Here is a 25,466-nt window from a genome sequence, read left to right on the forward strand (position 1 = left end):
ATTTTTTTAGTTGGAAGTCCCTTTCCTCCCCCTTGCTCCCTGCTCCCTGCTCCCCTGCCTGCCTCCACAGCTTTTTTAATTGGAAGTCCCTGTTGGTGGGAAATAATCTCCTGATTTCCCGCCAGTTTTGCTAATTAAGCGAATTGATTCAATTTGCATCGATTTTTCTAAAGCTTTCGCCATATCGTATAAAGTCAAAGCCGCAACGGAAACCGCCGTTAAGGCTTCCATTTCTACCCCGGTTTCGGCTTTGGTTTTGACGGTGGCTTGAATTTGATAGCCGGGAAGCTGTTCGTCGGCTATTATCTGAATTTCAACTTTCTGCAAGGGTAGCGGATGACACAGGGGAATTAAATTTGCTGTCTGTTTCGCCGCCATAATTCCGGCGATTCTCGCAGTAGCTAAAACATCGCCTTTGGGCGTATTTCCGGCTTGGATGGCGGCTAAAGTTGTGGGTAACATGCGTACTTGCGCCGCCGCTACAGCTTGGCGAATGGTTAGTGCTTTTTGCGACACATCCACCATTTGCGCCTGTCCTTGGGAATCGAGGTGAGAGAGGTTGGCAAAATTAGCTGAAAAATTGTCTTGCATAATTTTGAGAGAAAGTGCTAATATAAGTTCCTGTGCGAGGGCGTGTAGCTCAGTGGACTAGAGCACGTGGCTACGGACCACGGTGTCGGGGGTTCGAATCCCTCCTCGCCCGTTACATAAATTAGAGAGGCGCAATTATTAATTAATTGCGCCTCTTTCTATATATCAGGATTTATTGAGATAATAATGGTCTTTGCCTCTGCCTAAGGCAAAGCTGAGGGAATCGCGCAGATTTTTATTGGATTGGGTGAGGAAAATCAGCAAGGCGAGAAAGCTTAAAGCGGTGCAGTAAGCAAACATTTGCCGATAACCGACTTGTTCGGCTACATAACCCAAAATTGGCGCGGCGATCGCAATTCCTAAATCTAATCCGGCGACACAGATCGCAAAAATTCGCCCCCGTTCTTGGGGTAAGGAGCGATCTGTCATCAGCGTCACCACCATCGAAATGATGGTTCCCCCACCAGCACCTTCGGCTATGGCTGCGAGGATGAAAGTAATCTGACTATTAGCTTGCCATAGTAGCAAAGTGGCTAAAAAGTAACCAATGACGCCAGCTGTAATAAATAAACCACGCCCAAAGCGATCGCTTCCTCGTCCCGAAAAAATTCTCACGCTAAAGCTAGCAAGGGCGGCGATGGTGAAAAATAACCCCGCGTTAAAATTAACGCCTGTTTCTTGAATAAATAAAGCGATAAAGGTATGTACAGTACCCAAGGATAACCCAACTAATAACATTACCAAGGCGGGAATTCTCACCCTGGGACTAACGATCAGTTGCCAAAAATTGGTTTTTTGATTTTCTGTTGATGGGTATTTTGTAATTGGCGGATTAATGATGAAGCCAATACCCAATAGCGCCACAAAAGCCAATTCAGATGCTAAAAGAAATAACGTCCCATTCCCTGCTGTTGCTTGTAAATAACCACCCAAAGCCGGGCCAATTGCTAAACCGATGGGAGTCGCCAAAGTCATGTAACTAACAATTTCACCACGTTTGGCGGGTGGTGCTAAATCTGCCACCAAGGCGCTGTAACCTGTAGTAAACGCCGCTACTGCAACGCCATGTACAGCGCGAACGAAACCCAAAATGGGAATTGATGGAAAGAATAAATAACCAAAGGGTGCGATCGCGGCGACAATGACACCAATAATTAAGGGAATTTTTCGACCACCGCGATCGGCTAAATTTCCTAACATGGGGCGAAAGAGTAACAAGCCAATGGCAAAACTACCCATAACAATGCCAATTTGTTGCTTACTTGCACCTACATTTGCAATATATAAAGGTAAAGTAGGCATCAAAGAAGACATGCTAGACCAAAATAATAAACCTGCTAAAAATAAAATTAACAGGCTTTGACGCACGTAAATATCAAAATTGTCGAAGGCTTTCAAGGTAGATGCAGTTAAATACTAAGTGTGTTTCCTTCTTATTGTTACGTTACTTAATATTTTTTGCTACCACTTCCCGCACTCGATAAATCGGTCTACCTTGAGATTCGTGGTAAGTACGCATCAATAATTCAGCTAACAGCCCAAAACAAAATAATTGCACCCCCGTTACTAATAACAGCACTCCTAAAATTAGCAATGGGCGATTACCAATCATTTGCCCCCAAGCTAATTTAAGAAAAGTTAAATAAATCCCAATAATTGTTCCCAATACCATCGAAATTAAACCCAAAAGCCCAAAAACATGCATGGGTTTGGTGAGGAACTTTTTCATAAAAGAAATAGTTAATAAATCCATCATCACCCGGAAAGTCCGCGATAAGCCATATTTGCTTTGACCAAAACGCCGGGGATGGTGGCGCACGGGGATTTCGGTAATTCTCGCCCCTTCAATGTAAGCTAAAGCGGGTAAAAAGCGATGTAATTCGCCGTAAAGGTTCATATCAGCTAAAACTTCTGCCCGATAAGCTTTGAGAGAACAACCATAATCGTGTAATTTTACGCCTGTAATTATCCCAATTAACCAATTGGCAATTTTTGACGGAAGTAAGCGAGATAAGGCTGCATCTTGACGTTTGTGTCGCCACCCACTGACCAAATCGTAACCTTCTGCTAATTTGGCTAATAATATGGGTATATCCGCCGGATCGTTTTGCAAATCCGCATCTAGAGTGACGATAATCTTACCCAAAGCATAATTAAACCCCGCAGCCATCGCCGCAGTTTGTCCGTAGTTGCGGCGCAAAATTACTGCTTTTAAATCATTGCGAATTTGGGCTTGTTCCTTGAGCCATTGAGCAGAACCATCGCTAGAACCATCATCGATACAGATGATTTCATAAGTCAACTGATTGGCATTCAAACAAGATGCGATCGCTTCTAATAATAATGGCAAACTTTCCACTTCATCGCGGACAGGCACCACCACGGAAACATCAGGGACAATTCCCAAAATCGCCCCGTTTTCCTCACCAGTTCTTGCAGAAACCAACCCACTACTCATATTTATTTGCGCCCCTGTGGTTCATAACTCTTCACAACTCTGCCAGCACCACGCAGTTGTTGATAATATGACCGACTAACCTCATCTCCTGTTTCCGTTAGTCGATCAATTCCTATGCCATTGCGTCCTTTATCTTTCCCCGAACTATGAATGTAGCAACTATCCCCTAAATAAAGTCCCACATGAGTTGCTTTTTCGGGATTACCAAAAAATATTAAATCCCCTGGTTCTAATTCAGCCATTGCAACTGCTTGGGTAAAAGCTTCCTGTTGATAAGCATCTCGCGGTAACCAGATACCCACAGACACAAAAGCCGCTTGCATTAATCCCGAACAATCGTAATTCGGCCCCACCGTACCGCCCCAAAGGTAATAATTTGATTGTTGCATTGCTTGGTGAGTAAAAGCGATCGCACCCGGTAAGAGTTTTTTAATATCCGCAGCCGATAATCTGGTTGCCCGATAAGGTAAAGTAGCTGTTTGTAATAAACCAACATCACTCAGAGATACCCACCCTGGGTAATCATCTTCACACAAATACACTTCAACAGCTGCATCCTGAAAATTAGCACTTACCCACAGATGTCGCCCAGTCGCAGCTTGAGTTGCTAGGCGACTACATTCAGGTGAATCATATAAATTAAGGTCAGCCAGACAATTGTACTCAGCCGATGTGAGATTTTGGATTGAAGATTCTAAATTAGATACCATTCTGCAAGGTTATTAGCTAACAATGATTTTTTTCCGTAAAGACGAACAACTCGAAAATCTCGGTTCAAGTATATTAGAAGCGACTTGGGCAGAATTTCCCACATTAGCCCGAAATCAAATTGCTCTGACTTGGATTGTCTACGATCCGCCTGTACTAGTAAATACTGGTGGAGCATTAACACCAGATGCCTTTTGGAACCATACAGTCCGTGGTTTTACTTACCGGGGAGTCGAGCGAATTTACCCGGCAAGTGTGGTGAAATTATTTTATTTAGTAGCCGTTCACGAATGGTTAGACAAAGGCATGGTGCAACCTTCTAAAGAATTGGAAAGAGCCATGGGCGATATGATTGTTGATTCGAGTAACGATGCTACTAGCTTAATAGTTGATGTATTAACTGGTACTACATCCGGCCCGGAATTACCTCCCGGCCCCTTTGAAACTTGGAAATCCCAGCGCAATTTTATCAACCGCTATTATCAGTCTTTAGGTTGGGAAGAAATGCAGACAATTAACGTCTGTCAAAAAACCTGGGGTGATGGCCCTTATGGCAGAGAACGGGCATTTTATGGAGAAATGCTAGAAAATCGCAATATGCTGACCACAAATGCGATCGCTCGATTGTTACATAGTATAGTCGGGGGCGTTGCCGTTTCCAGTGCGCGATCGCAAGCCATGATGGGCTTACTTCAACGCAGTCTCAAAAGCGAAGATTTACCCACAGATGTAGAAGAAGACCAAGTTACAGGCTTTATCGGCGGTGGAATTCCCCAAGACGCGCAAATTTGGTCAAAAGCCGGATGGACAAATCAGGTACGCCATGATGCAGCATACATTGAAATCCGCGATCGCCATCCCTACCTTTTAGTCTTGTTCACAGAAGGTAAAGCCAACGCCAAAAACCGAGAGATTTTACCTTATGTCTCCAGACTAATTAGCGAAGCCGTCAGCAGTTTATCAATAGAGAATAGAGGCTAAAGTCAACAGTCAACAGTCAACAGTCAACAGTCAACAGTCAACAGTCAACAGTCAACAGTCAATAGTCAACAGTCAACAGTCAACAGTCAACAGTAAAAATACTGATATCATCAGCTTTTGTGTCATTTGGAATAGTAAGTTGATTAACACCGTGGTATAAGAGAGAAAAAAAGCGATCGCCAACAAATGACCATTGACCATTGACTATTGACCATTGACCATTGACCACCTCAGTAATTCCGTCAAATACAGGATGTAATAGTTAAACTTTTCGTGTTAAATAGTTACATGTTGTCAAGATTTCTTGAATCAACAGAAACAAACCGACATTTTATGTGTGGCAATATTGTGTAAGGAGTGAATGTGAATAATATTTTTGTTCGTAAAACAAGCTTTTGGTTATCGAATCTAAGTGCGATCGCTATTTTAGGTACTACTGGCTTACCTACTTTCGCCCAAACAGCAGATACTATAGATAATCTAGGTAATCTAGGTAGTCAGCAGTTAAGTGAAGCTTCCACAACTGAGTCAGCCAACCCAGTAATTGCAACAGAAGCGACAAACCAACAACTACCTAATGAACCTACAACTTTCTTAGTTAAAGAAAAGTTACCTAATATTGCGACAATCAAAACTGCTAGCCGGATATTTACTCCCGTTCCCGGTACAGCAGAAACTACCGCAGCTGCGTTTGCACCCCAAAACCCAGAATCTACACCTACAGCATCAACGTCTCAACCAGCGAATACAACAGTAGCGCAAGCAGATATCGACCCCGGTAGACCTACTCGTGGTGGTAGAAGCTATATTGGTATTGCTGGTAACATCGGCTTGAGTGGTAGTGACTCAGCTTTAGGTGATGGTAACTTCGCCGTCATCAGTAAAGTTGGGCTAACAAACGCTATCTCAATTAGACCAGCAGCCATATTAGGAGATAACACTACAATTCTAGTTCCCCTCACCTATGATTTTACCTTTCAACAGGTAGCCGATCCATTTAGCGAACCTTTACCCATTGCGCCTTACGTAGGAATTGGTGCAGCCATTAAAACCGGCGATAATTCTGAAGCCGCCTTTTTATTATCCGGTGGGATTGATGTACCCTTAACTTCTCAATTTACCGGAACAGTTGGTGTCAACGCTGGCTTTTTTGAAAATACCGACATTGGTTTATTGGTAGGAGTTGGTTATAACTTTAGTGGCTTCTAAATCCTAGCCTTGTCAATCCCCCGTAAAAAGCAGGGCTGTTTTATTTCATAAAAAGCCTGAAAATGCCAGGGTTTTCAACGAATATTTTGAGAAAATCACGCAAGGACAAAACCTTTGCGTGATTTTTAATAGTTATGTATAGCTGTTGACAGTTGACTGTTGACAGTTGACAGACTTAAAAGCCTTTTATTGTCAGGGTTTTATCTTAGGTTGATGTCCTAATCTATCTGGCTACAGCTATATTAGCAGTAACTATTGTTGGGAATAAGCCTCCATTGGGAGACAAGAACAGACGAAATTGCGATCGCCAAAAGCTGCATCAATTCTACCGACACTCGGCCAGAATTTATGTTGACGAGTCCAAGGTGCGGGGTAGGCTGCTTGTTCGCGGGAATAGGGATGATTCCATTCGCCAGTAATTAAGCTTTCGGCAGTGTGGGGCGCATTTTTCAAAACGTTATCCTGCGCATCCACTTTACCTGATTCAATTTCGGCGATTTCTTGGCGAATAGCAATTAAAGCCTCGCAAAAACGATCTAATTCTTCCTGAGATTCGCTTTCTGTGGGTTCCACCATGATTGTACCAGCCACAGGCCAGGAGACAGTCGGCGCGTGAAAGCCGTAATCCATCAGCCGTTTGGCGACATCATCAATTTCGATACCTGCCGATTTTTTCAGCGATCGCAAATCTAAAATACATTCATGGGCAACTAGTCCATTTTTCCCTTGATACAACACGGGATAATACTGTTCAAGTCGCTTGGCGATATAGTTAGCGTTGAGGATTGCGACTTTAGTGGCTTGGGTTAAACCAGCCGCACCCATCATGGCAATATACATCCAAGAAATTACCAGGATACTAGCACTACCCCAAGGCGCAGCTGCTACCGCCCCTAATGTACCGCCTGTTTTAACTAATGGGTGTCCTGGGAGAAATTCTACCAGATGGGAAGCCACGCCAATCGGCCCCATACCAGGGCCACCGCCACCATGCGGGATACAGAAGGTTTTGTGTAGGTTGAGGTGACAGACATCCGCGCCAATATCGCCGGGGCGACAAATTCCCACTTGGGCGTTCATATTCGCCCCATCCATGTAAACCTGTCCACCATGTTCGTGAATCACAGCACAGATTTCTTGAATGGCTTCCTCAAACACCCCATGAGTTGAGGGATATGTCACCATTAACGCCGCTAATTCGCGACTGTGTTTTTCAGCTTTAGCTTTGAGGTCGTTAACGTCAATATTACCTTGTGCATCACAGGCAACGGCGACAACTTTCATTCCGCACATCACCGCGCTAGCTGGGTTGGTTCCATGTGCTGAGGTGGGAATCAAGCAGACGTTACGGTGTGCTTCGCCTCGGCTTTGATGATATTCGTGAATTACCAACAACCCGGCGTATTCACCTTGAGAACCGGCGTTTGGTTGCAGAGAAATTCCCGCAAATCCTGTAATTTCAGCTAACCATGATTCTAGTTGCTGAAAGAGGATTTGATAACCCAGGGTTTGTGATGGCGGTGCAAAGGGATGAATTTTGCCAAATTCTGCCCAGGTAACGGGTATCATCTCCGCAGTGGCGTTTAACTTCATCGTGCATGATCCTAAGGGAATCATCGATGTTGTTAAAGATAAATCCTTAGTTTCTAGCTGATGTAGGTAACGCAGTAACTCGGTTTCTGAGTGATAGCGGTTAAATACGGGATGAGTTAGGTAATTGCTGGTACGGGTAAAAGTTGAGTTTTGTAAAGGCGATGGACGTTGTGTGGCGATCGCATCTGCAATTTCGGCAAAATCAAAATCTAGGCGATCGCTATTAGCAAAAATCTGCCATAGTTCTATCACATCATCGACTGTGGTTGTCTCATCTAAAGAAATACCCACCTCAGTCTCAGCAAAAATGCGTAAATTAATATTACGTGCTTGGCAACCTGCGAGAATTGTCTCTAAATTGCGTCTTCCCAGTTCTACCCGCAAAGTATCAAAAAACGGTTCCGAACTGATGCTGTAACCGAGACGCTTCAATCCAGCCGCCAAAATTAAAGTTAGCTGATGGATATTCTCGGCAATATTCTTCAATCCATCCGGGCCGTGATAAACAGCGTACATACTCGCCATCACAGCCAACAAAACTTGAGCAGTACAAATATTACTTGTAGCTTTTTCCCGGCGAATATGTTGTTCGCGGGTTTGTAAAGCTAAACGTAATGCAGGTTTACCTTGGGCATCTTTGGATACACCAACAATTCGCCCGGGAACTTGCCGCTTATACTCTTCCTTTGTAGCAAAGTATGCTGCATGAGGGCCACCAAATCCCAAAGGAATACCGAAACGCTGCGTACTACCAATAGCAATATCAGCTCCAAATTCACCAGGAGGGGTGAGTAAAGTTAAGCTTAGGGGATCTGCTGCTACCGTCACCAATGCACCCTTAGCATGGGCTTTTTCGATAAAAGCGCGGTAGTCGTAAACTGTGCCATCACTCGCAGGGTATTGCAGAACTGCGCCAAATATTGGTTGCTCAAAATCAAAGGTTTGATGATCGCCAATAATAATATTTATCCCCAGAGGTTTAGCCCTGGTTTGCAGTACATCAATGGTTTGGGGATGACAATCATGAGAAACAAAATAGGCGTTGGCTTTATTTTTACAAACGCCGTAACTCAAACTCATAGCTTCGGCGGCGGCTGTTCCTTCATCGAGTAATGAAGCATTAGCAATTTCCAAACCCGTTAAATCTATGATTAGCGTCTGGAAATTTAACAGCGCCTCCAAGCGTCCTTGGGCGATTTCTGGCTGATAAGGAGTGTAAGCTGTATACCAACCAGGGTTTTCTAGGATATTGCGCTGAATCACTGGTGGAGTGATGCAGTCGTAATAACCCATACCAATAAAGGAACGGAAAATTTGATTTTTCTCAGCAATTTTTTTTAATTGACCTAAGGCTACGTACTCAGATTGAGCCTCTGGTAATTTTAATCCTCCCTTGAGGCGAATTCCTTGAGGTACAGTTTGATCGATTAACGCATCCAGGCTGGAAATACCTAATACATCGAGCATATGCTTGATGTCATCAGAGTTAGGCCCGATATGCCTTTGTATAAAATTATCTAACTTTTGCTTCCTTTGGTCTAAGATTTGGCGATCGCTAGACTTGGGAATAGGGGCTTTTACCACAAATTGCTCTCCCGATGGAACTATTTAATATTTTGCAATAAATATGAGGGAATTGGGCATGGGGCATTGGGCATTGGGCATTGGGCATTGGGCATTGGGCAAAAGTCAAATAGAATTCTTAATTTTGAATTTTGAATTTTGAATTTTGAATTTTTTGTCCTCCTTGTCCCCCTTCCCTTGTCCCTCCCCAGCCCCCTGCCCTATTACTCTGCCACCAAGGCTTTATACTCTTCTGCACTCAAAGCATCATTGATTTCATCGAGATCGTTGACGCGAACTTTGAGAAACCACGCCTCACCGTAGGGATCTTCTGCGAGTAGATCTGGATTATCGATCAATTCATCATTGCGTTCGATTACTGTACCGGAAATTGGCGCATACAGGGTTTCAACAGCTTTTACTGATTCAATCGTGCCAATAGTATCTCCCTTAGCGATCGCGTCGCTAACTTCAGGCAGTTCCAAGAACACGATATCGCCTAATTGATCTACGGCAAATTCGGTAATGCCAATAGTAGCAATTTCCCCTTCTAACCGCACGTATTCATGAGTATCCAGGTATTTTAAATCTTCAGGATAGTCCATAGATTTCCCTCATCACATCAAAAAAATTATTGCCTCAAGATAAATCCCAGGCATATCTGGTAATTAACCATACTTTGACTGGCAATTTTTAGATAGTATTGCCAATGTGAAATTTTTGAATTTGGCTTAGGTGCGTTAGCTTAGTTAGTCACGCGATTTTGGGAACGGTAAAAAGGTCGTTTAACCACAGATGTGGGGTAAGTTTTACCGCGAATTTCCACTTCTAGTTGCTGACCCACAGAGGCTAGCTTTGAAGGGACATAGGCTAAAGCAACAGGATAACCAAGTGTAGGTGAGATTGTACCACTGGTAACTTCCCCTACTACTTTACCTGAAGATAATACTTGGTAACCATGACGGGCAATATTCCTACCGGACATTTGCAAACCCACCAAGCGACGCTGCAAGCCAGCTGCTTTTTGTTGTTCTAAAATGGCACGACCAATAAACTCACCTTTGGTATCTAAGTGTACCAGCCAACCTAAACCTGCTTCTAAGGGTGTAGTGTTGTCATCGATATCTTGCCCATAAAGTGCCATTGCCGCTTCTAGTCTCAGGGTATCTCTAGCACCCAACCCGCAGGGAATGACACCAGCATCATAAAGACGTTGCCATAATTCTATACCCACTTCGGGATCGACCATGATCTCAAATCCATCTTCGCCAGTGTAGCCTGTACGGGCGAGGAAGCCTGTTTTATCTAGTATTGGTGCTTGCAGGTGTCCAAAGGCTTTTATGGGGTGTAAATCTGCTTCTACTAGGGGCTGGAGATAATTAATAGCTTTTGGCCCTTGTACAGCTAGTAACACTTTATCTTTTGATAGGTCTTGAAATTCTGCTGTTTTCAAGTCCAGGTGTTGCAATAGCCATGCTTTATCTTTATCTGTGGTTGCCGCATTGACAATAATTGCTACTTGTTGCTTACCAGTGCTGTCTTCACCTTGGTAATAAACAATAATGTCGTCAATAATTCCGCCCTGGGGATTTAACAATACTGTATATTGCGCTTGACCTGGTTTGAGACGGTTTAAGTCTGAGGGAACTAAAGCCTGTAGTTGAGAAATTGGATTGTCACCGACGAGAGTAAATTTACCCATGTGGGAAATATCAAACATGCCGGCAGCATTTCTCACCGCTTCATGTTCGCTGGTAATCCCCGCAAACTGTACTGGCATTTCCCAACCACCAAAGCTGGTGAGGCGTGCTTTCAGTTCCACACCCAGTTGATATAAAGGAGTTCTCGCCAAAGATAAGGCGATTTCTGATTCTTGATTAGCCACAGATCTTTTTGTGTTTGCGATCGCACTTTAACATCTATCTATCCTAAGAGATGGGCATGGGGCATTGGGCAAAATTACGTCAGTAAGAAGGTGGAGTTTTTCATACTTCTAGGACTTACACAGTGTCATATATTGTTCATGCTTTTTGTCAATGGTCAATAGTCCACAGTCCAAAAACCTGAATTTTGACCATTGACTTTTGACTTTTGACCACCCTTGTGAGGGTTTTTGTGTTCGGTGCGTAAGTCCTAACTTCATTCCAGTAGGCTTTAATAGTTAATGGCAGAATTGTTGAGATTTATTAAGCAAAAGTTATGAAGTATAGGCGAGTACTAGCTAGCTTGGTCTTAGCTATGGTTCTTTTCTTATTTCCCTTATCGGCACAAGCTGCAAGTTCTTCCAGTATTACCCGTTCTGCTGGCGACGAACTTAAAGGTAAGGATTATTCTGGACAAAGCCTGATTGGCTCAGAGTTTACCAATATCAATTTAGAAAACGCCAATTTTACCAATGCTGACCTACGCGGCGGCGTATTTAACGGTACGGTTTTGCAGGGAGTCAATTTTCATGGCGTTGATTTTAGTAATGGTATCGCCTACCTAGCCAAGTTCAAAAATGCTGATTTAAGCGATGGAATTTTCACAGAGGCCATGATGTTACGTTCTACTTTTGACGAAGTTAACATCACAGGCGCAGATTTTACCAATGCAGTCTTAGATGGAGTCCAAGTTAAGAAACTTTGTGCTAAAGCTAGCGGCATTAATTCCAAAACTGGCGTAAATACTCGCGAGTCGTTAGGTTGTAGGTAGGCATGGGGCATTGGGTATGGGGCTATGGGGCAAATAGAATTCTTAATTTTGAATTTTGAATTTTGAATTTTGAATTGTTTGTCCCCCTCTCCCCCTACTCCCGACACAAGGGTTTTCACTAAGTATTTATTCCTACAAAATGGGTGGTTTCGAGGGCAACAATCACCTTAAAAACACAAAAAATCCTGAAATCTATATAAATTAACGGTTTCATATATCCACATCAGGCGACTACACCTTAGAATGATTCATTGAAAAGTCGAGCCGATGGGATTTGCAGCCATTTTGAGTAAAACTGCTCCCAAAGGATGACTTTTGTATTAGTACAGACAGAGATTTGCGTAAGGATGCATCAGGTTGTGTCTATGCTGAATCTCAAATAAACCTCAAGGAGTTTGATATGAATAAAGGTGAATTAGTTGATGCAGTAGCTGAAAAGGCTAGCGTAACCAAGAAGCAAGCAGATGCAGTTCTGACTGCGGCTTTGGAAACCATCATTGAAGCTGTATCCTCTGGCGATAAGGTAACCCTGGTAGGCTTCGGTTCTTTTGAATCACGGGAACGCAAAGCCCGTGAAGGCCGTAACCCCAAAACCAACGAAAAGATGGAAATTCCTGCTACCAAGGTTCCTGCTTTCTCTGCTGGTAAGTTGTTTAGAGAAAAGGTTGCACCCCCAAAAGCTTAAGTTCTTTTTTTAGGAACTTTGATTTAATGCGGCAACCTGCACACGGGGGCAATTTAGCTTGGGCAGCAGCACTAGCTGGCTGTCCCCCTGCTGCTATTCTGGATTTTTCTGCCAGTATTAGCCCGTTGGGGCCTCCAAATAGCGCGATCGCGGCTATTCAATCCCACATAGGTAATCTTCGGCACTATCCAGACCCTAGTTACAGTGACCTGAGGCTCGCTCTCAGTCACTTCCATCAACTACCTTTTGAGTGGATTCTGCCGGGTAATGGCTCTGCAGAATTACTTACATTAGTTGGTCGCGAATTAGCCCAGCTAGCCGCAACCGTTGTCATAACTCCAGCCTTTGGCGACTACTACCGGACTCTGTCGGCATATAACGCTCAAGTACTGGAGTTTCCCGTTAACTGGGAATCGACAGCTGATTTGTCAGCTTTTCTTGACAAAGGCAGCAAAAATTTTCAGGACATGGGACTACTTTTAAACAATCCCCATAATCCAACGGGAAAGCTGTTTTTCAGGGAAGCGATTCTTCCCTACCTGGATCAATTTGCCTTAGTAGTGGTAGATGAAGCGTTCATGGACTTTTTGTCGCCCGATGAGGAACAAAGTCTCATAGCGCTAGTACAGGAATATGAAAATTTAGTAGTGTTGCGATCGCTTACAAAATTTTACAGTCTGCCCGGTCTCAGACTGGGATATGCGATCGCTCATCCCGACCGCCTATCAAAATGGCAGTTATGGCGCGATCCCTGGCCTGTCAACACATTGGCAGCAGCAGCAGCCATTGCTGCAATTCAAGATAGGGAATTTCAACAACAGACCTGGTTATGGCTTCCACCTGCAAGAAGTCAACTCCTTCAGGGTTTAGCGGCAATTCCAGGATTAAAACCATACAACAGTGCTGCCAACTTTTTACTGATCGAGTCAAATCGGTCAATTACGCAGTTGCAGCAGCAATTACTGACGGATAGCCAAATTTTAATTCGCGATTGCTTGAGTTTTAAAGAACTAGGCGATCGCTTTTTCCGCACAGCTGTACGTACTCAAACCGATAACCAACGCCTACTCACAGCGTTAAACTCAGTAATAACTGCTGAGTGTTGAGTTTTGTGTCGGTTATCAACAGTTAATGGCCAGTTACCTCTAACTTTCAACTGGCCACTAACTAAATAATTCGTAATTTGTAATTCGTAATTGATTGAGGGAAATCAGGGAGAAAAATACCCCATGCCCAATGCCCCATGCCCAATGCCCCATGCCCCATGCCCATTGACTACGATATTGTAATTATTGGCGGCAGTCTGACTGCACGTTATGCGGCGTTAGTTGCGAAACAACTACACGCTAAAGTCGCCTTGGTAGAACCTAAACTCAACTATGGGTTTTTTTATCACCAAGCAATTAGCGAAATTGCCAATCTAACCCAGCATCTGCGTGAATCAGTGGGTTTAAGTATTCCTAACTGTGAGTTAGAAACACCAGAGAAATCGCCCATATCTGTAGTCTTGCCAGAGGCTATGTTATATGCCCAAGGCGTTGTTTCCAATATAGAAGCGCAGCATTCTATCGCTAGCCTAGCCGCCTTGGGAGTGGATGTAATTGTTGATAATGGTCAATTTCAATCTTCACCCCATCTTGCATTTGCTATTGGCGATGCTAGCGCTGGTATACGTCAACGCCTTCTGCGATCCCGTACCTATTTACTAGCAACTGGTTCCCGTCCCGCAATTCCAGAAATTGATGGATTATTAGCTACAGGCTACTTTACTCTCTCGAACATTTGGCAATTCCTCCTGTATCTCCCCAATTCTCCCGCGCCCACACCACCAAAAGATTGGGTAATTCTCGGTGGTGTACCCCAAAGTATAGAAATTGCGCAAACCTTAGGCAGATTAGGTTGTAATGTAACTTTTATCGTCAACCGTTCCCAGATTTTACCGAATATCGATCCAGAAATATCTCAGTTACTTCAGGCACAATTACAAGTTGATGGCGTGCGTATTTTTACGAATACTGAAGTAACCCAGGTAAGGCGAATTGAAGATAAAAAGTGGGTTCAAGCCGGAGATAAAGCTATTGAAACTGATGAAATTTTAGTAGCAACTGGACAGCAACCAAATGTTGAATCTCTCAATTTAGCAGCAGTCAACGTGAAATGGTATCAGCATCGTTTAGCAGTCAATAAAAAACTGCAAACTACCAATCATCGTATTTACGCTTGTGGTGATGTCATTGGTGGTTATGATTTTATCAATGTTGCTAAATATGAAGCGAGAATAGCGTTAAATAATGCCTTATTTCTGCCACATTCACAAGTTAATTATCGTTGCATCCCTGTAGCGGTATTTTCTCAGCCGATGTTAGCACAAGTAGGCTTGACAGAAAAAAAAGCAAGGCAACAATATCATCAGCAAGAAGTTTTAGTTGTAAGACAATATTTTAAAACAGTAGCCGCAGCCCAAATTCATAACGAAACTACAGGTATTTGTAAATTAATATTATTACGTAATGGCAAAATTTTAGGAGCCGAAATATTTGGTGCAGCCGCAGGAGAATTAATTAATATAATTGCTTTGGCAATGTCTCAAAATTTGAAAATTCACCAGCTAGAAAATTTATCGCCTATATATCCGAGTTTTGCCGAGATTATCGAAAAATCTGTACAAGAGTGGCACAAACAACAGTTAAATACTGATAATTCTCGCGTGGAATTTATCGAAAATTTCTTACATTTCCGCCGCGATTGGAATATTTAAAAACGATAATAAATTTATGAATCAGCAACCGCAAAATAAAAATTCTGAGCTAGGTAAATTAATTACAACTCAAGAAGCTGTAAATTTACTTTTTGGTGAAGGATGGCTGAATGAAGCTGTGAGGATTGAAGATGAAGGAAACTCTACTATTAGCGCTGGTTTAGATTGGTTGAATAGATTACCACCTGTAATCCTCAATCTATCTTTATTTGAGCGCTTATCAACGCTGCGTGTATCGCTCAACCGTGAAATCAAGCTGATAGTTGAAACCTGGAATTTAGGCGTAGCTACAACAGCTGCAACTGAAGCTGCAATGACGCGCATTAAACAGCATTTGCTATCTCCTGCTCCTGAACTCATCCCTTATTTAGAAGCTACTTTATTGCAAGATGATTTATACGGTGAAGAGTTTATTTCTAACCGAGAAGTTCTCAAATTTTTAGTTGCTGTTTTGTTGACTGATGCAGATAAAGAAGAAATTGCAAATCAGGCTGCTAATTCAATCCGCGCACAGGTTATATCTCAGGTAAATTTCCTAGAAAAACCTTCTACAGGAATTACCCAAAGCTAAGGTTAAAATAAACCGCAGAGAACGCATAGTTTACAGAGAAATAAGTGCATTAGATGTAGGTTGGGTTGAGGCTTTGCGAAACCCAACATGAATTTCAAAAACTCAACATAGATGCTGGTGTTGGGTTTCCTTACGTCAACCCAACCTACGCCAAATCAGTTTTTTGACGCTAACTGAACCGTATTGAGATATAGTTTTCAAAACTTACAGCTAGATTTTTCAATGATATTTTAGCGATCGCACTCAATCAAGGGTGAATAAGAAAACAAAACTGATAGTTTGTAAATTTCACAAATGATTTACGATTGCTATATAATACAGCCTGCGAAGGCAGGCTTTGTTTGTATAGCCCCACCCTTGAGGGTGAGGGCGTTAATGTGCAGCATCACATAGAATTGCTATTACGCATTACGAATTATTAATTACAATCCATATTACGCCTGCTGTGACTAAGGGAACAGTCAGGTTATCTGTACCATGCGGTGAAACACCTTCGGCTAATGTAGCTAAAGTACCGCTAACCAACGCCGCCAATACTGCTTTATCAACTCCATAAGCTACTGCTAAAGGACTGAGTGAGGAACCTGGAAGTAAGATTAATACCAAAAAAATTGCTGTTGTACTGGCGAGAAACATTGTTAATGAACCCTCCCAAGAACGAACCGAATTTAGGATTTGGTATTTATGTTTACCGAAACGTCTCCCAATTAATGCGGCTAGTGCATCGCCCCAAGTCATCGCCATAACTCCAGCTACAGCAATCGGGACATAATCTACAGGGCCATTTGGTCGCCAAAGTAGCGCAAAGAGCAATGTTACAGAAAGTGCAAAATATACCGTACCTGGTGAACTATCATCAGTATCCATAGCCCGGATGATGCGATAACGGTAAAGCAGATAATTGACAGCGATAAAGCTAGCAAAGGGTACAATTCCAATTTCCCAGCGATTAAACAGCAAAAGCACGCCAAATACCCACATTCCTGCACCAATATGGATAATTTTACGAGTTAGATTTGGCGGGACATGCAACAATCTACCTAATGCTTCACCAAATAACAGTAGTGCGATCGCATAACTGTAAGATGCTGTTAATCCGATAAAATCGTTACCCATATCCCTATCTTCCTCTGCTGCTTGTGCTAACTAATCGCTTTCATCCCCTATTACCTTTATCGCTTTTACGTTTAAAGCTTTTTTCTGTTAACGAAACACTCCCAATTCCTTGGAGAATTCCCCTACCAATTAAACCTAAACCTCGCCCAATAATTTGCGTGAGAATGAAGACAATCCCGCTACCAAAAACCGCTAATAAAGATTGTAGCTGAGGCGCGATCGCATCCCGAAATTCTAATACTAAAGTTACCGCCAATGGTACATTTGCTAATTCGGCTAATTCTTGTCCGCGAGGTGCATAAATTGAAGTTTTCGCAATTCCCCGTGGTGCAAATACAAATATCTCATAACGGCTTTCAAAAATTGCTCTTGGCTCATTTATATAATTATTCAATCTATATTTCCACGATAAATTGTTTCTAAATTTTTCAATTTCTCGCGTAGAAATCAATTTGCGATCGTAATATTCTTGCTTAACTACTTCTAAATCTGCTAAAGAATTGAGTAGTGGCTGTACTACTCCATTAGCTACCTGAATTAACAAGTTTTCTAAAATAATTAATGCTTGTGATTGGGCTTCTGGGCTAGCAGCCGAGTAAAAATTATTATCAATTTGCAAATCAATTTGGAATAGCAAATGCGCAAATAACTCTACTACCAAAGGAATTTTATGCAGAATTTCTTTTTGAACAATTTCAATATTTTGTAGTAAAAAATTAACAACTTCCAAAGAGCGATCGCCTATTTGCACTCGCTTAAATTTACCAAAAAAATCTGTCAAGCTCACCTGCCACAAATCACCTAATATTGTTCCCTTTAAATCACTTAATTTATCTGGGGAAATTTGCGCTACTCTTAAATCATCTAATTGTTGCGCTAGCTTTTGCAAAATTAGATAAAGTAGTTCTCGCTTTTTATCTTCCCGTAATATATCTATTTCTAAAGGAATCTCTGTGACATTTACTAAAGGCAATTGCAATTTATTAATACAAGCTGCAAATAAATTAGATTGCAATGCTCTAGGACTCAGCAAAGGTGGGGAATTTTGTAACTGTTGTGAATCTGATAAAGTAGTTACACGAATTGCAGAATTAATTGCTGATGGTAATTGCACAGAAGCGGGAATAAATTGCTGTTGTTCCTGTTCCCTTTCTGCTTCTGAAGCTGACATCTGATTTAGTAGCCAACGTGCTGCTAATAATTCTCGTCGCCTTCCTGCGAGAATTGCTTGTTCCATCAAGGGTAATCCAGGAACTTGCAGTTTTGCTGTTACCGAGCTAAGTGTGGTTTCAATATAACCAATTCCTGATAAACGCAATTTATTTCGCAGTTTAGCGAAAGGAATTGCTGATGGCTGATGGCTGATTGCTAAGTTGTGATTATTGATTGTTGAATCTTGAATTTCGATTTCCGCAAACCAAGCAGAACCACCTTGTGCAACTTCTTGCATAGTCGCAACTAATTCAGCAATAGGAGTACCTTTAGGACAGTAACCATCCACACCAGTAGCCTTTGCTGCTAACAGTAACCCTGGTTCTGTAACAGAACTTAAAAGTAATATAGGCAAATGAGGATATAAAGCTTTGAGTTGTCCGCACAGTTGTAAACCAGCTTGTGGCTGCTTGGGTGAACGGTGATTAGCTAATTCCAAAACCACTAAATTTACTTGGTTGGGGTCTTGTTTGGCTAATTCTGTTAAAATTTGTAAAGCAGCAGTATCCGTTTCTACCTCTGCTACTATGAGCAAATTGGGAATTTCTACCAATCCTACCCTTAGCCCTAAACGAAAAATCGGGTCTTGGTCAACTAATAATAATCTCAAAGGGCGATCGCTCATAGTTTACTTCAAAACAGAAACCTGTTCCCCAGCTAGACAACAACCTTGATACTCCCCATTGTCACCGAATTTGTGATTTTAAATTTTCGCTGTTCAATTGGAAATTCAAAACCAAGAATTTAAAAGTCTTGATTCACCCTTATACATTGAAGTCAAGGATCAATCTTCAACCTAAAATCGCGGCATAAAAAATAAATGACGCTGAGTCCGTAAATTTTATTTACGAACACAAGCGTCTATCTAATTTTTATGGAATTTCCAAAAGGTACGATATTTAAAACATGGTAGTTAAATATAGAGAAGCAACTTGTATAGGCAGGTTTTGCGAATTTCAGAGGTAATTCTTGAGAGCAACGCCGCGCGAGAAATATTTCTCAGCTTGTAGATGTTGACAGATGCAAACTAGCGTTGTGCGATCTTCAAGCGCTTGAGCAATACAGCATCCAAAATTCAAGATACTATTTACCTGAATCCAGCTAATCAACTTGCTTGTGAATTGCGATAACCATAAAAATTAATGCTGTAATCAGTAATCTTTACTCCCGTTTGCTGTTCAACTTGACGAATAAATTCTTCTGGTAGTTCTATATGAACATCCAGAATTTGATTCGTATCCACACAGTTAACATGGCTATGAGAATCACTGATATTACCGTATAAACGCCCGTCACAACGTTCAATACATTCGATGATACCTTGACTAGATAAAGCTTCTAGGTTTTGGTAGACAGAAGTATGACCGATATCTTTACCTTGCTGATTCAGGCGATCGTAAATTTCTCTAGCAGAAAGATGCTCGTTAGCTTGCCAAAGTAATTCTAGAATAAAGCGACGCTGGCGGCTCACACGCATTCCTAACAACTGACACTGCTCAAGAGCATCTTCTAAAGAACGAATTGGTTTTGTAGTTACTGCTTGTTTTGGCATATTTTTAAGTTTGTTAACAGTTGGGGTAGTTTTCCCCATTTAAGGTAAATTGAATATTCTTACTTATATGCGAAGACGTTACTACTTTTTACCTTGAGTGTGTAGTTGCTGTTAATCGCTGGGGAAATTACAAGTCAAGCTAAAGATTGTTTATTTGTTGAGGTCGTTTTACTCTTCCTAATCTAAAACAAACTCATTACAACTTTAGCTTAAATTGGTTGGTAATGTCCACCAAAGGCCTGATGTGTCACTTGTGCGGAGTAAATACTCTAGAGTTGGGCTAGGGAAGAAAGATATTCTCATGATTCGCTGACATAAAACAGAGAGAGTAGAGGAAACATCCGATACCAGTACAAGGCTAGCTTTGCATGAGAACTAATGCAAGTGTCAAAAAAATCAAAAATAATTTCGCTTCAGCCGATTTAGCGGTATTGCTTTGAGGGTTAAAGTAATATCCTTTGTGCCGGATTATTCTCTAACCTGAATATTAGTCTAATAAGATCAGACAATTGTTTTAGTTACAAAAATAACATTGTGTTAAATATAAATACGGCGATTATTATTAGCGAGTTATTTTAGATACTTATTATAAAATTAAACTTCACCGTACAAGAGTTGACTATCTAGAATTTCTTAAACATTGACTATTGACCATTGGCTATTAAGTATGTAATTGCATTAAACCTTTTAAGATTAGGTTCCTAAAACTCAAATTGCATGATAATCTCTTTGAAACAAGATAATTACTCTGAGTAAAGAAAATAATCTTTTCGGCATAGCATCACCAACGGAAAATCGTAATGTAATTAACACGGAAACCATTGGGAAAATCAGCAAAATTTCCGCATATTCACGTATTAACATAACTTCCGCATATTTACATAATGTCTAACAGGTAAATACAGAAAGCAGAAGATTTAACTTATGAGTATGAGTTAGCTGCGCTTTCAGTATTTACTGTGTAATTTTTATGGAGTAATAACTATATCAAAAAAATTACAACTGACAGATGTATGCAAAGCGCAAAGTTTATACCTTTGAAGTATGAATAATGAAAGCGCAATTGTTAGTGGCATACTCTACGGGTGAATACACTGCAAAGGTAACAAGATGTGATTCTTAGCTGTAGACTACCTATCTTTTCAACAGGAGGTTTGCCTAGAGGTGAAATGAATGCCAGTAACTTTTAAGCGAAGAATTGTTCTTTAAATTTCGGCAAATAGACAAAGACGTTACAGGGCGCGATATTTATCGCGTCTTTAATTTTATCCATGAAAATAACAGAGCGAATCTAGCATCGCTACCTAAAAACTGCTACTGTGGATTGTCGAGCCTACAGTTGAGTATAAAAAAAGTAGCTGCTGAGTCAATGACAATCACGATCGCAATCAACACTGATTCCATTAACCGTCTGGATCTGTCGCCCGCCGCAACGCTGATTGAACAATTATTGCAAGAAGGCGCGATCGCATCCCAAGAACAGCAACTGCGCTTTGATATTAAATACGATTTAGAGCCAGGAGATCCCAGAGAAATTTCCGAGATTCCGGAGGTGCGGCTGTGGTTTGTCCGTTTAGATGCTAAATATCCCTGGTTACCATTTTTATTAGACTGGAAAGCAGGCGAGTTTGCCCGTTATACCGCCATGCTGGTACCACACCAATTTAGTGCTAAAGAAGGTATTCAGTATAATCCTGAAGCCTTAGAGATATTTTTGATGCACAAAATTTTTGTTTTAAGTGATTGGCTAAAACAGCAAAATCTCCCAGTGCAATCGCGACTGAAATCTCTGGCACAAATGCTAGGTTACGAATTAGATGACGCTTTCTTTGAAGCTTTTTAAATATAGTAGATTGCAAGTTAGGTATAGATAATTGTTAGGGCAAGGCAGTGCCTTGCCCCTACAAAGTTACCTGAAATACGCTGTAATTTTGACTATGGACTATGGACTATTGACCATTGACCATTGACCATATTTAATTAATCCGACATATCAAACTTAATGCAGTATTAAATGCAAATTCGACAGCTTTAGATTTGCTAGGTAAGGCAGCTTGCCAGAGCCGATAATCGTTATAGGCAATAATTAAATTAGCAATATCATAAGTTTGAATCTTATTTAATACTTCATATTGAGCAGATTCAAAATCTTTGAGAGTACCCTTTTTAGCGAGAATTTCTTGTGCTGCTTGAATGAATCCATCTAGACTAGCCTGTCTATATTCTTTACCGATATTTTCTGTAAATAAGGATGAGGATTTGAAGGCTTTGACTTCTTCTAGCAGCAACTTGGCGATTTCTTTGCCTAATTCATTATTCCAATCATCAGGCAGTTGAATATCTAAATATTCAGATTCATTATCTTGATATTTAAGATATTCGTTAATATCCAGGGTAAATTGAGTGAGTTTTTCACCAGCTAATAGTTGCTGTAAAGGATTAATGCTGGTATTAATCGCAGGTTCGCGGTATATTTTCTCTTCACCTTCTTGACATTCAAACACAAGATATGTCCAAATACCTGACTCACTAGTTTTATCTGTTCGTGCTTGATAAAAAGTTATTGTTCCCTCTGCTTCTAATTCGTAATAAGCATTGTGAACGTCAGCAAAGTTGCAGCCATGCAAGTGTTGAAAGTTAAGAATTCTTTGAAAAATTCCAGTTATATGATATAGCTGACTTTCAATCTGAATGTAACGCTTAGGACTGCTAAGAAAGCCATGCAATCGAATCGCCATCTATTTTTCCTTTTGATAGATCAAAATTCACCGTACATGCACCTATCTAAAGACCATAGGGTGACTATTAAAGAGTAATTTGGGGCGTTAGATTCACTTATATGCTGAACAAATTCGGTGCTTGAGTAAACATGCGATCGCCCAAAAGCCAATTAACCTCAATTATCAAGACTGAGGTTGTTAGTCTTTAGTTTTAATGTCAATAGAGGATTGGATGAATCCAATTTGTATATTTCCCAAAAATTTGGCGAAGCTAACGGTATTTGAGAAAATACATAAAAATAAATTTATTTTGCTCAAAAGCTACTCTAGTCAGGATTGACATCTACTTGAGATTTTATGTATATGTTCCGGGTTAATACATAAATTTAAATCCGCTACATTGTAGCGGATTTAATAACATCAACAGATCAGTTGTTGGGTGACAAACAGTAGCGAGTAACGATCCCCCGAAATTCATTTAAGAAATTAAGTCCACTACCAATTTAACAAACATGACAAAAGCTAAGAATAATTGTCTTTTGTCTTTTGTTTTGGTCTTAAATGCGGATTTAGCCACCTAAAACTTTCTCTAAAATTACTTTAGGTGGAATATCTGCTAATTTGCCTGTCGCAGATTTGATCCCCAAAAATTTCTCGCTCTGAGGTAATAGCTGTGCTGGCTCCGTATCGCCAAACAAAGCAATGGTATAAGTTTGTACAGCAACGCTGAGTTGCAGGGCGATGCTGTCAGTAGTCAGCAGCAAACTTGCACCCCCAACGATCGCGGCCAGCTTACCGATATTGCCTGGGGCTGTCACTTTAAGATGATGACAAGATTCCAAAAGCGATCGCACAATCGGCTCATCCTCAACTGTTTGCACGAGAACTATCGGCAAATCTGGCTGCTTTTGTTGAAATTCTTGAATAATCTGCTGCCAGCTACTTGCCGGATAGATGGGCGACAATTGGCTAGAACCAGGATGAATCAACACATAACCGGTTTCATTGACTCCCAGGCGTTGTTGTTCTTTTTGTGCCCACTCAATATCTGGTTTCGGCACATTCACAGCTAATTCTGGACAAGAGGACTGAATGCCAAAGCCTTGCAGCAAGTTATGGTAAAGTGCTGGCAAATATTGAGCAGGGTTGAAAGGTAGAGTTTTGGTGAGAAAAGCTGCTCCTTTACCTTGATAGCCAATTCTGGTGGGAATTCCCGTTAACCAAAGCAAAAGACCAACTAACCAGCTTCTACCGATAGTAATGGCGACATCGTACTCGCGATCGCGAATTATGCCCACCAAGTTACTCCAATCTGCCAAACTGTTACGATCTCTGAAATCAAAGGAAAGTACCTCGTTAACTGACTTGCTAACCCGGTAGGCAGCCTTTGACCGGGGTTCCACTACGACATCGATCTGCGCATTGGGATAAGAACGCTTCAGATCGTCTAAAGTCGGAAACAAAAGAATTTGCTCGCCAATTCCGCCAGGTACAAGGGCTACTACTCGCATAATATTTATTGACGCTTACTCGCTCCCTATTTTAGGGGAAAATATATAGCCAAAAGATTGAAGAATTCTGTGTATTTACTAATTCCAGCTGCAGGCATCGGACGAAGAATGGGGAGCGATCGCAATAAACTCCTACTCAAAGTGCGATCGCAACCGCTAATTACTTGGACTCTCAAAGCCGCCGAAGCGGCAACTAGCATCACTTGGATTGGCATTATCTCTCAACCTGATGATTGGGATGATTTTCGGGAAATTGTCGCTGATTTAAAGCTGACTAAACCCGTGGAATTTATTCAAGGAGGCTCTACCAGGCAAGAGTCGGTTTACAATGGCTTGCAGGCGCTACCAGCCGCCGCAGAGCAAGTTTTAATTCACGATGGCGCGAGATGTCTAGCCACGCCAGATTTACTTAACGCCTGTGCTGAAGCTATTCGCCATTGTCCGGGCTTAATTGCTGCCATCCCCGTCAAAGACACTATCAAAGTTGTAGATGAACGTGGCATAATCCAAAGTACCCCCGACCGCAGCCAATTATGGGCAGCACAAACTCCTCAAGGATTTGATGTGAAGTTATTAAAAGAATGCCATGCCAAAGGCGTGCAAGAAGGTTGGGAAGTAACTGACGATGCAGCTTTATTTGAAAAGTGTGGTATCGAAGTGCGCATAGTCCCAGGTGAGGAGACTAATTTGAAAGTGACCACTCCCCAAGATTTAGCGATCGCGGAATTTATTCTCAAAAGCAGGGAATAGGGGCTAGGGAAGGGAGACAAGGGGGACAAGGGGGACAAGGGGGACAAGGGGGACAAGGGGGACGACAAATGCCCAATGCCCCATGCCCAATGCCCCATGCCCAATGCCCCATGCCCAATGCCCCATGCCATTGACAAAACATATTGTCAATGATATAATCCCTCAAACTTGTAACTCCACTCTGGTCACTTGTCAGTTGCTATTGACTATTGACTATTGACTATTGACTCTGGACTAATGACTACAGCCACAGCGACGAAGATAGAAGCAATTCTCTATTTAAAGGGTAAGCCCTTGTCGCTCGGTGAAATAGCCGAGTATGCCGCGTGCGATCGCGCTACAGTTGAGGAAGGCATAATTGAACTGATGGACGAATATGCCCGCCGCGATAGCGCTTTAGAAGTCGTAGAGACAGCAAATGGTTATAGTTTGCAATTGCGGTCTGATTTTCACGATTTAGTACAAACTCTCATCCCTGTAGAATTGGGTTTAGGTGCATTACGGACTTTAGCCGCGATCGCCCTTAATAGCCCCATACTGCAAACCGACTTAATTAACCTGCGCGGTTCAGGAGTATATCAACACGTTCCCGAACTAGTGGAACTTGGTTTCGTCAAAAAACGCCGAGACAGCGATTCTCGGTCTTATTCGTTACAAGTAACGCCGAAATTTCATCAGTATTTTCAAATCGAGCAACTGCCTCAAATATTAGCCACAACTCAAAAAGAGCAACAATTAGAGCTAAATTTAGAACTGGAAGCCGAGGCAGTAGCAGAATAAGTTGTGTGGTTGTG

The 25,466-nt window shown here is 41.7% G+C and carries 25 protein-coding genes and 1 tRNA gene; 12 read left to right on the forward strand and 14 right to left on the reverse strand.

Translation table 11 applies throughout. The features are described 5' to 3' along the window. Window positions 1–75 precede the first annotated feature (75 nt). Complete coding sequence (moaC, locus tag H6G08_RS02070) at window positions 76–591, reverse strand: cyclic pyranopterin monophosphate synthase MoaC (RefSeq protein WP_190538647.1); 516 nt, start codon at window positions 589–591, stop codon at window positions 76–78. A gap of 38 nt (window positions 592–629) precedes the next feature. On the opposite strand from moaC, the gene H6G08_RS02075 reads away from it, so the two are divergent. Next, a tRNA-Arg gene (locus H6G08_RS02075) sits at window positions 630–703 on the forward strand. 53 nt (window positions 704–756) lie between these two features. Here the strand turns inward: H6G08_RS02075 and H6G08_RS02080 are convergent. From H6G08_RS02080 to H6G08_RS02090, 3 genes are read right to left on the reverse strand one after another with little or no spacing between them, the layout of a single operon-like run. After that, entirely contained in the window at window positions 757–1,989 is a 1,233-nt protein-coding gene (locus tag H6G08_RS02080; RefSeq protein ID WP_190538648.1) for an MFS transporter, read from the reverse strand. 46 nt (window positions 1,990–2,035) lie between these two features. Continuing rightward, window positions 2,036–3,049, reverse strand: coding sequence for a glycosyltransferase family 2 protein (locus H6G08_RS02085; RefSeq protein ID WP_190538649.1), 1,014 nt, complete (start codon window positions 3,047–3,049; stop codon window positions 2,036–2,038). A 2-nt stretch (window positions 3,050–3,051) separates the two neighbouring features. After that, window positions 3,052–3,759 (reverse strand): C40 family peptidase, encoded by a 708-nt coding sequence (locus tag H6G08_RS02090; protein WP_190538650.1) that lies wholly within the window; start codon window positions 3,757–3,759, stop codon window positions 3,052–3,054. 22 nt (window positions 3,760–3,781) lie between these two features. Between H6G08_RS02090 and H6G08_RS02095 the strand changes: the two genes are divergently transcribed. Further along, window positions 3,782–4,738: a serine hydrolase gene (locus tag H6G08_RS02095; protein ID WP_190538651.1), complete on the forward strand. Its 957-nt coding sequence runs from the start codon at window positions 3,782–3,784 to the stop codon at window positions 4,736–4,738. A 79-nt stretch (window positions 4,739–4,817) separates the two neighbouring features. On the opposite strand, the gene H6G08_RS02100 is transcribed toward H6G08_RS02095, so the two are convergent. Then, a complete protein-coding gene (locus tag H6G08_RS02100; RefSeq protein WP_190538652.1) occupies window positions 4,818–4,967 on the reverse strand; it encodes a hypothetical protein in 150 nt (49 codons plus the stop codon). 134 nt (window positions 4,968–5,101) lie between these two features. Between H6G08_RS02100 and H6G08_RS02105 the strand changes: the two genes are divergently transcribed. Further along, a complete protein-coding gene (locus H6G08_RS02105) occupies window positions 5,102–5,947 on the forward strand; it encodes a hypothetical protein (RefSeq protein WP_190538653.1) in 846 nt (281 codons plus the stop codon). A gap of 252 nt (window positions 5,948–6,199) precedes the next feature. Here the strand turns inward: H6G08_RS02105 and gcvP are convergent, their stop codons facing one another. The 3 genes from gcvP to gcvT all read right to left on the reverse strand — a co-directional run bounded on the left by gcvP (window position 6,200) and on the right by gcvT (window position 10,988). Continuing rightward, on the reverse strand, window positions 6,200–9,007 hold the full coding sequence (gcvP, locus tag H6G08_RS02110; protein ID WP_390625551.1) for an aminomethyl-transferring glycine dehydrogenase: 2,808 nt from the start codon (window positions 9,005–9,007) through the stop codon (window positions 6,200–6,202). 320 nt (window positions 9,008–9,327) lie between these two features. After that, a complete protein-coding gene (gene gcvH, locus H6G08_RS02115) occupies window positions 9,328–9,708 on the reverse strand; it encodes a glycine cleavage system protein GcvH (protein WP_190538654.1) in 381 nt (126 codons plus the stop codon). 140 nt (window positions 9,709–9,848) lie between these two features. Beyond that, window positions 9,849–10,988: a glycine cleavage system aminomethyltransferase GcvT gene (gene gcvT, locus H6G08_RS02120; protein ID WP_190538655.1), complete on the reverse strand. Its 1,140-nt coding sequence runs from the start codon at window positions 10,986–10,988 to the stop codon at window positions 9,849–9,851. Between the two features lie 314 nt (window positions 10,989–11,302). On the opposite strand from gcvT, the gene H6G08_RS02125 reads away from it, so the two are divergent. From H6G08_RS02125 to H6G08_RS02145, 5 genes are all read left to right on the forward strand, one after another. Further along, window positions 11,303–11,797: a pentapeptide repeat-containing protein gene (locus H6G08_RS02125; protein WP_190538656.1), complete on the forward strand. Its 495-nt coding sequence runs from the start codon at window positions 11,303–11,305 to the stop codon at window positions 11,795–11,797. A 400-nt stretch (window positions 11,798–12,197) separates the two neighbouring features. Further along, window positions 12,198–12,482: a non-specific DNA-binding protein Hbs gene (gene hbs, locus H6G08_RS02130; RefSeq protein ID WP_019490515.1), complete on the forward strand. Its 285-nt coding sequence runs from the start codon at window positions 12,198–12,200 to the stop codon at window positions 12,480–12,482. A gap of 26 nt (window positions 12,483–12,508) precedes the next feature. Beyond that, window positions 12,509–13,588: a threonine-phosphate decarboxylase CobD gene (gene cobD / locus H6G08_RS02135; RefSeq protein ID WP_190538657.1), complete on the forward strand. Its 1,080-nt coding sequence runs from the start codon at window positions 12,509–12,511 to the stop codon at window positions 13,586–13,588. Window positions 13,589–13,746: 158 nt separating this feature from the next. After that, window positions 13,747–15,240 carry a dihydrolipoyl dehydrogenase family protein gene (locus tag H6G08_RS02140; RefSeq protein WP_190538759.1) on the forward strand — a complete coding sequence of 498 codons (1,494 nt, stop codon included), beginning with the start codon at window positions 13,747–13,749 and terminating at the stop codon, window positions 15,238–15,240. A gap of 16 nt (window positions 15,241–15,256) precedes the next feature. Then, window positions 15,257–15,811: a hypothetical protein gene (locus H6G08_RS02145; RefSeq protein WP_190538658.1), complete on the forward strand. Its 555-nt coding sequence runs from the start codon at window positions 15,257–15,259 to the stop codon at window positions 15,809–15,811. 408 nt (window positions 15,812–16,219) lie between these two features. On the opposite strand, the gene H6G08_RS02150 is transcribed toward H6G08_RS02145, so the two are convergent. The 4 genes from H6G08_RS02150 to H6G08_RS02165 form a co-directional block, all read right to left on the reverse strand. Further along, entirely contained in the window at window positions 16,220–16,927 is a 708-nt protein-coding gene (locus tag H6G08_RS02150) for a diacylglycerol/polyprenol kinase family protein (protein WP_190538659.1), read from the reverse strand. Window positions 16,928–16,967: 40 nt separating this feature from the next. After that, entirely contained in the window at window positions 16,968–18,764 is a 1,797-nt protein-coding gene (locus tag H6G08_RS02155; RefSeq protein ID WP_190538660.1) for a DUF3685 domain-containing protein, read from the reverse strand. 480 nt (window positions 18,765–19,244) lie between these two features. After that, window positions 19,245–19,691, reverse strand: coding sequence for a Fur family transcriptional regulator (locus H6G08_RS02160; RefSeq protein WP_096647728.1), 447 nt, complete (start codon window positions 19,689–19,691; stop codon window positions 19,245–19,247). Between the two features lie 708 nt (window positions 19,692–20,399). Beyond that, window positions 20,400–20,555: a hypothetical protein gene (locus H6G08_RS02165; RefSeq protein ID WP_190538661.1), complete on the reverse strand. Its 156-nt coding sequence runs from the start codon at window positions 20,553–20,555 to the stop codon at window positions 20,400–20,402. Between the two features lie 505 nt (window positions 20,556–21,060). Here H6G08_RS02165 and H6G08_RS02170 point away from each other — a divergent pair. Next, a complete protein-coding gene (locus tag H6G08_RS02170; protein ID WP_190538760.1) occupies window positions 21,061–21,534 on the forward strand; it encodes a CRR6 family NdhI maturation factor in 474 nt (157 codons plus the stop codon). A gap of 133 nt (window positions 21,535–21,667) precedes the next feature. Here the strand turns inward: H6G08_RS02170 and H6G08_RS02175 are convergent, their stop codons facing one another. Together H6G08_RS02175 and H6G08_RS02180 are read right to left on the reverse strand one after the other, a co-directional pair. Continuing rightward, window positions 21,668–22,429 (reverse strand): hypothetical protein, encoded by a 762-nt coding sequence (locus H6G08_RS02175; protein ID WP_190538662.1) that lies wholly within the window; start codon window positions 22,427–22,429, stop codon window positions 21,668–21,670. A gap of 551 nt (window positions 22,430–22,980) precedes the next feature. After that, window positions 22,981–23,922: a glycosyltransferase family 9 protein gene (locus tag H6G08_RS02180; protein ID WP_190538663.1), complete on the reverse strand. Its 942-nt coding sequence runs from the start codon at window positions 23,920–23,922 to the stop codon at window positions 22,981–22,983. A 69-nt stretch (window positions 23,923–23,991) separates the two neighbouring features. On the opposite strand from H6G08_RS02180, the gene ispD reads away from it, so the two are divergent. The 3 genes from ispD (at window position 23,992) to scpB (ending at window position 25,452) form a co-directional block, all read left to right on the forward strand. Continuing rightward, entirely contained in the window at window positions 23,992–24,672 is a 681-nt protein-coding gene (gene ispD, locus H6G08_RS02185) for a 2-C-methyl-D-erythritol 4-phosphate cytidylyltransferase (RefSeq protein WP_190538664.1), read from the forward strand. Window positions 24,673–24,754: 82 nt separating this feature from the next. Then, window positions 24,755–24,892 carry a hypothetical protein gene (locus H6G08_RS02190; protein WP_190538665.1) on the forward strand — a complete coding sequence of 46 codons (138 nt, stop codon included), beginning with the start codon at window positions 24,755–24,757 and terminating at the stop codon, window positions 24,890–24,892. A 17-nt stretch (window positions 24,893–24,909) separates the two neighbouring features. Beyond that, window positions 24,910–25,452 (forward strand): SMC-Scp complex subunit ScpB, encoded by a 543-nt coding sequence (gene scpB, locus H6G08_RS02195; RefSeq protein ID WP_190538666.1) that lies wholly within the window; start codon window positions 24,910–24,912, stop codon window positions 25,450–25,452. Window positions 25,453–25,466: the final 14 nt, after the last annotated feature.

Source organism: Calothrix anomala FACHB-343, from assembly GCF_014696435.1.
In the GTDB taxonomy this organism is placed as follows: Bacteria; Cyanobacteriota; Cyanobacteriia; order Cyanobacteriales; family Nostocaceae; genus Aulosira; species Aulosira anomala_A.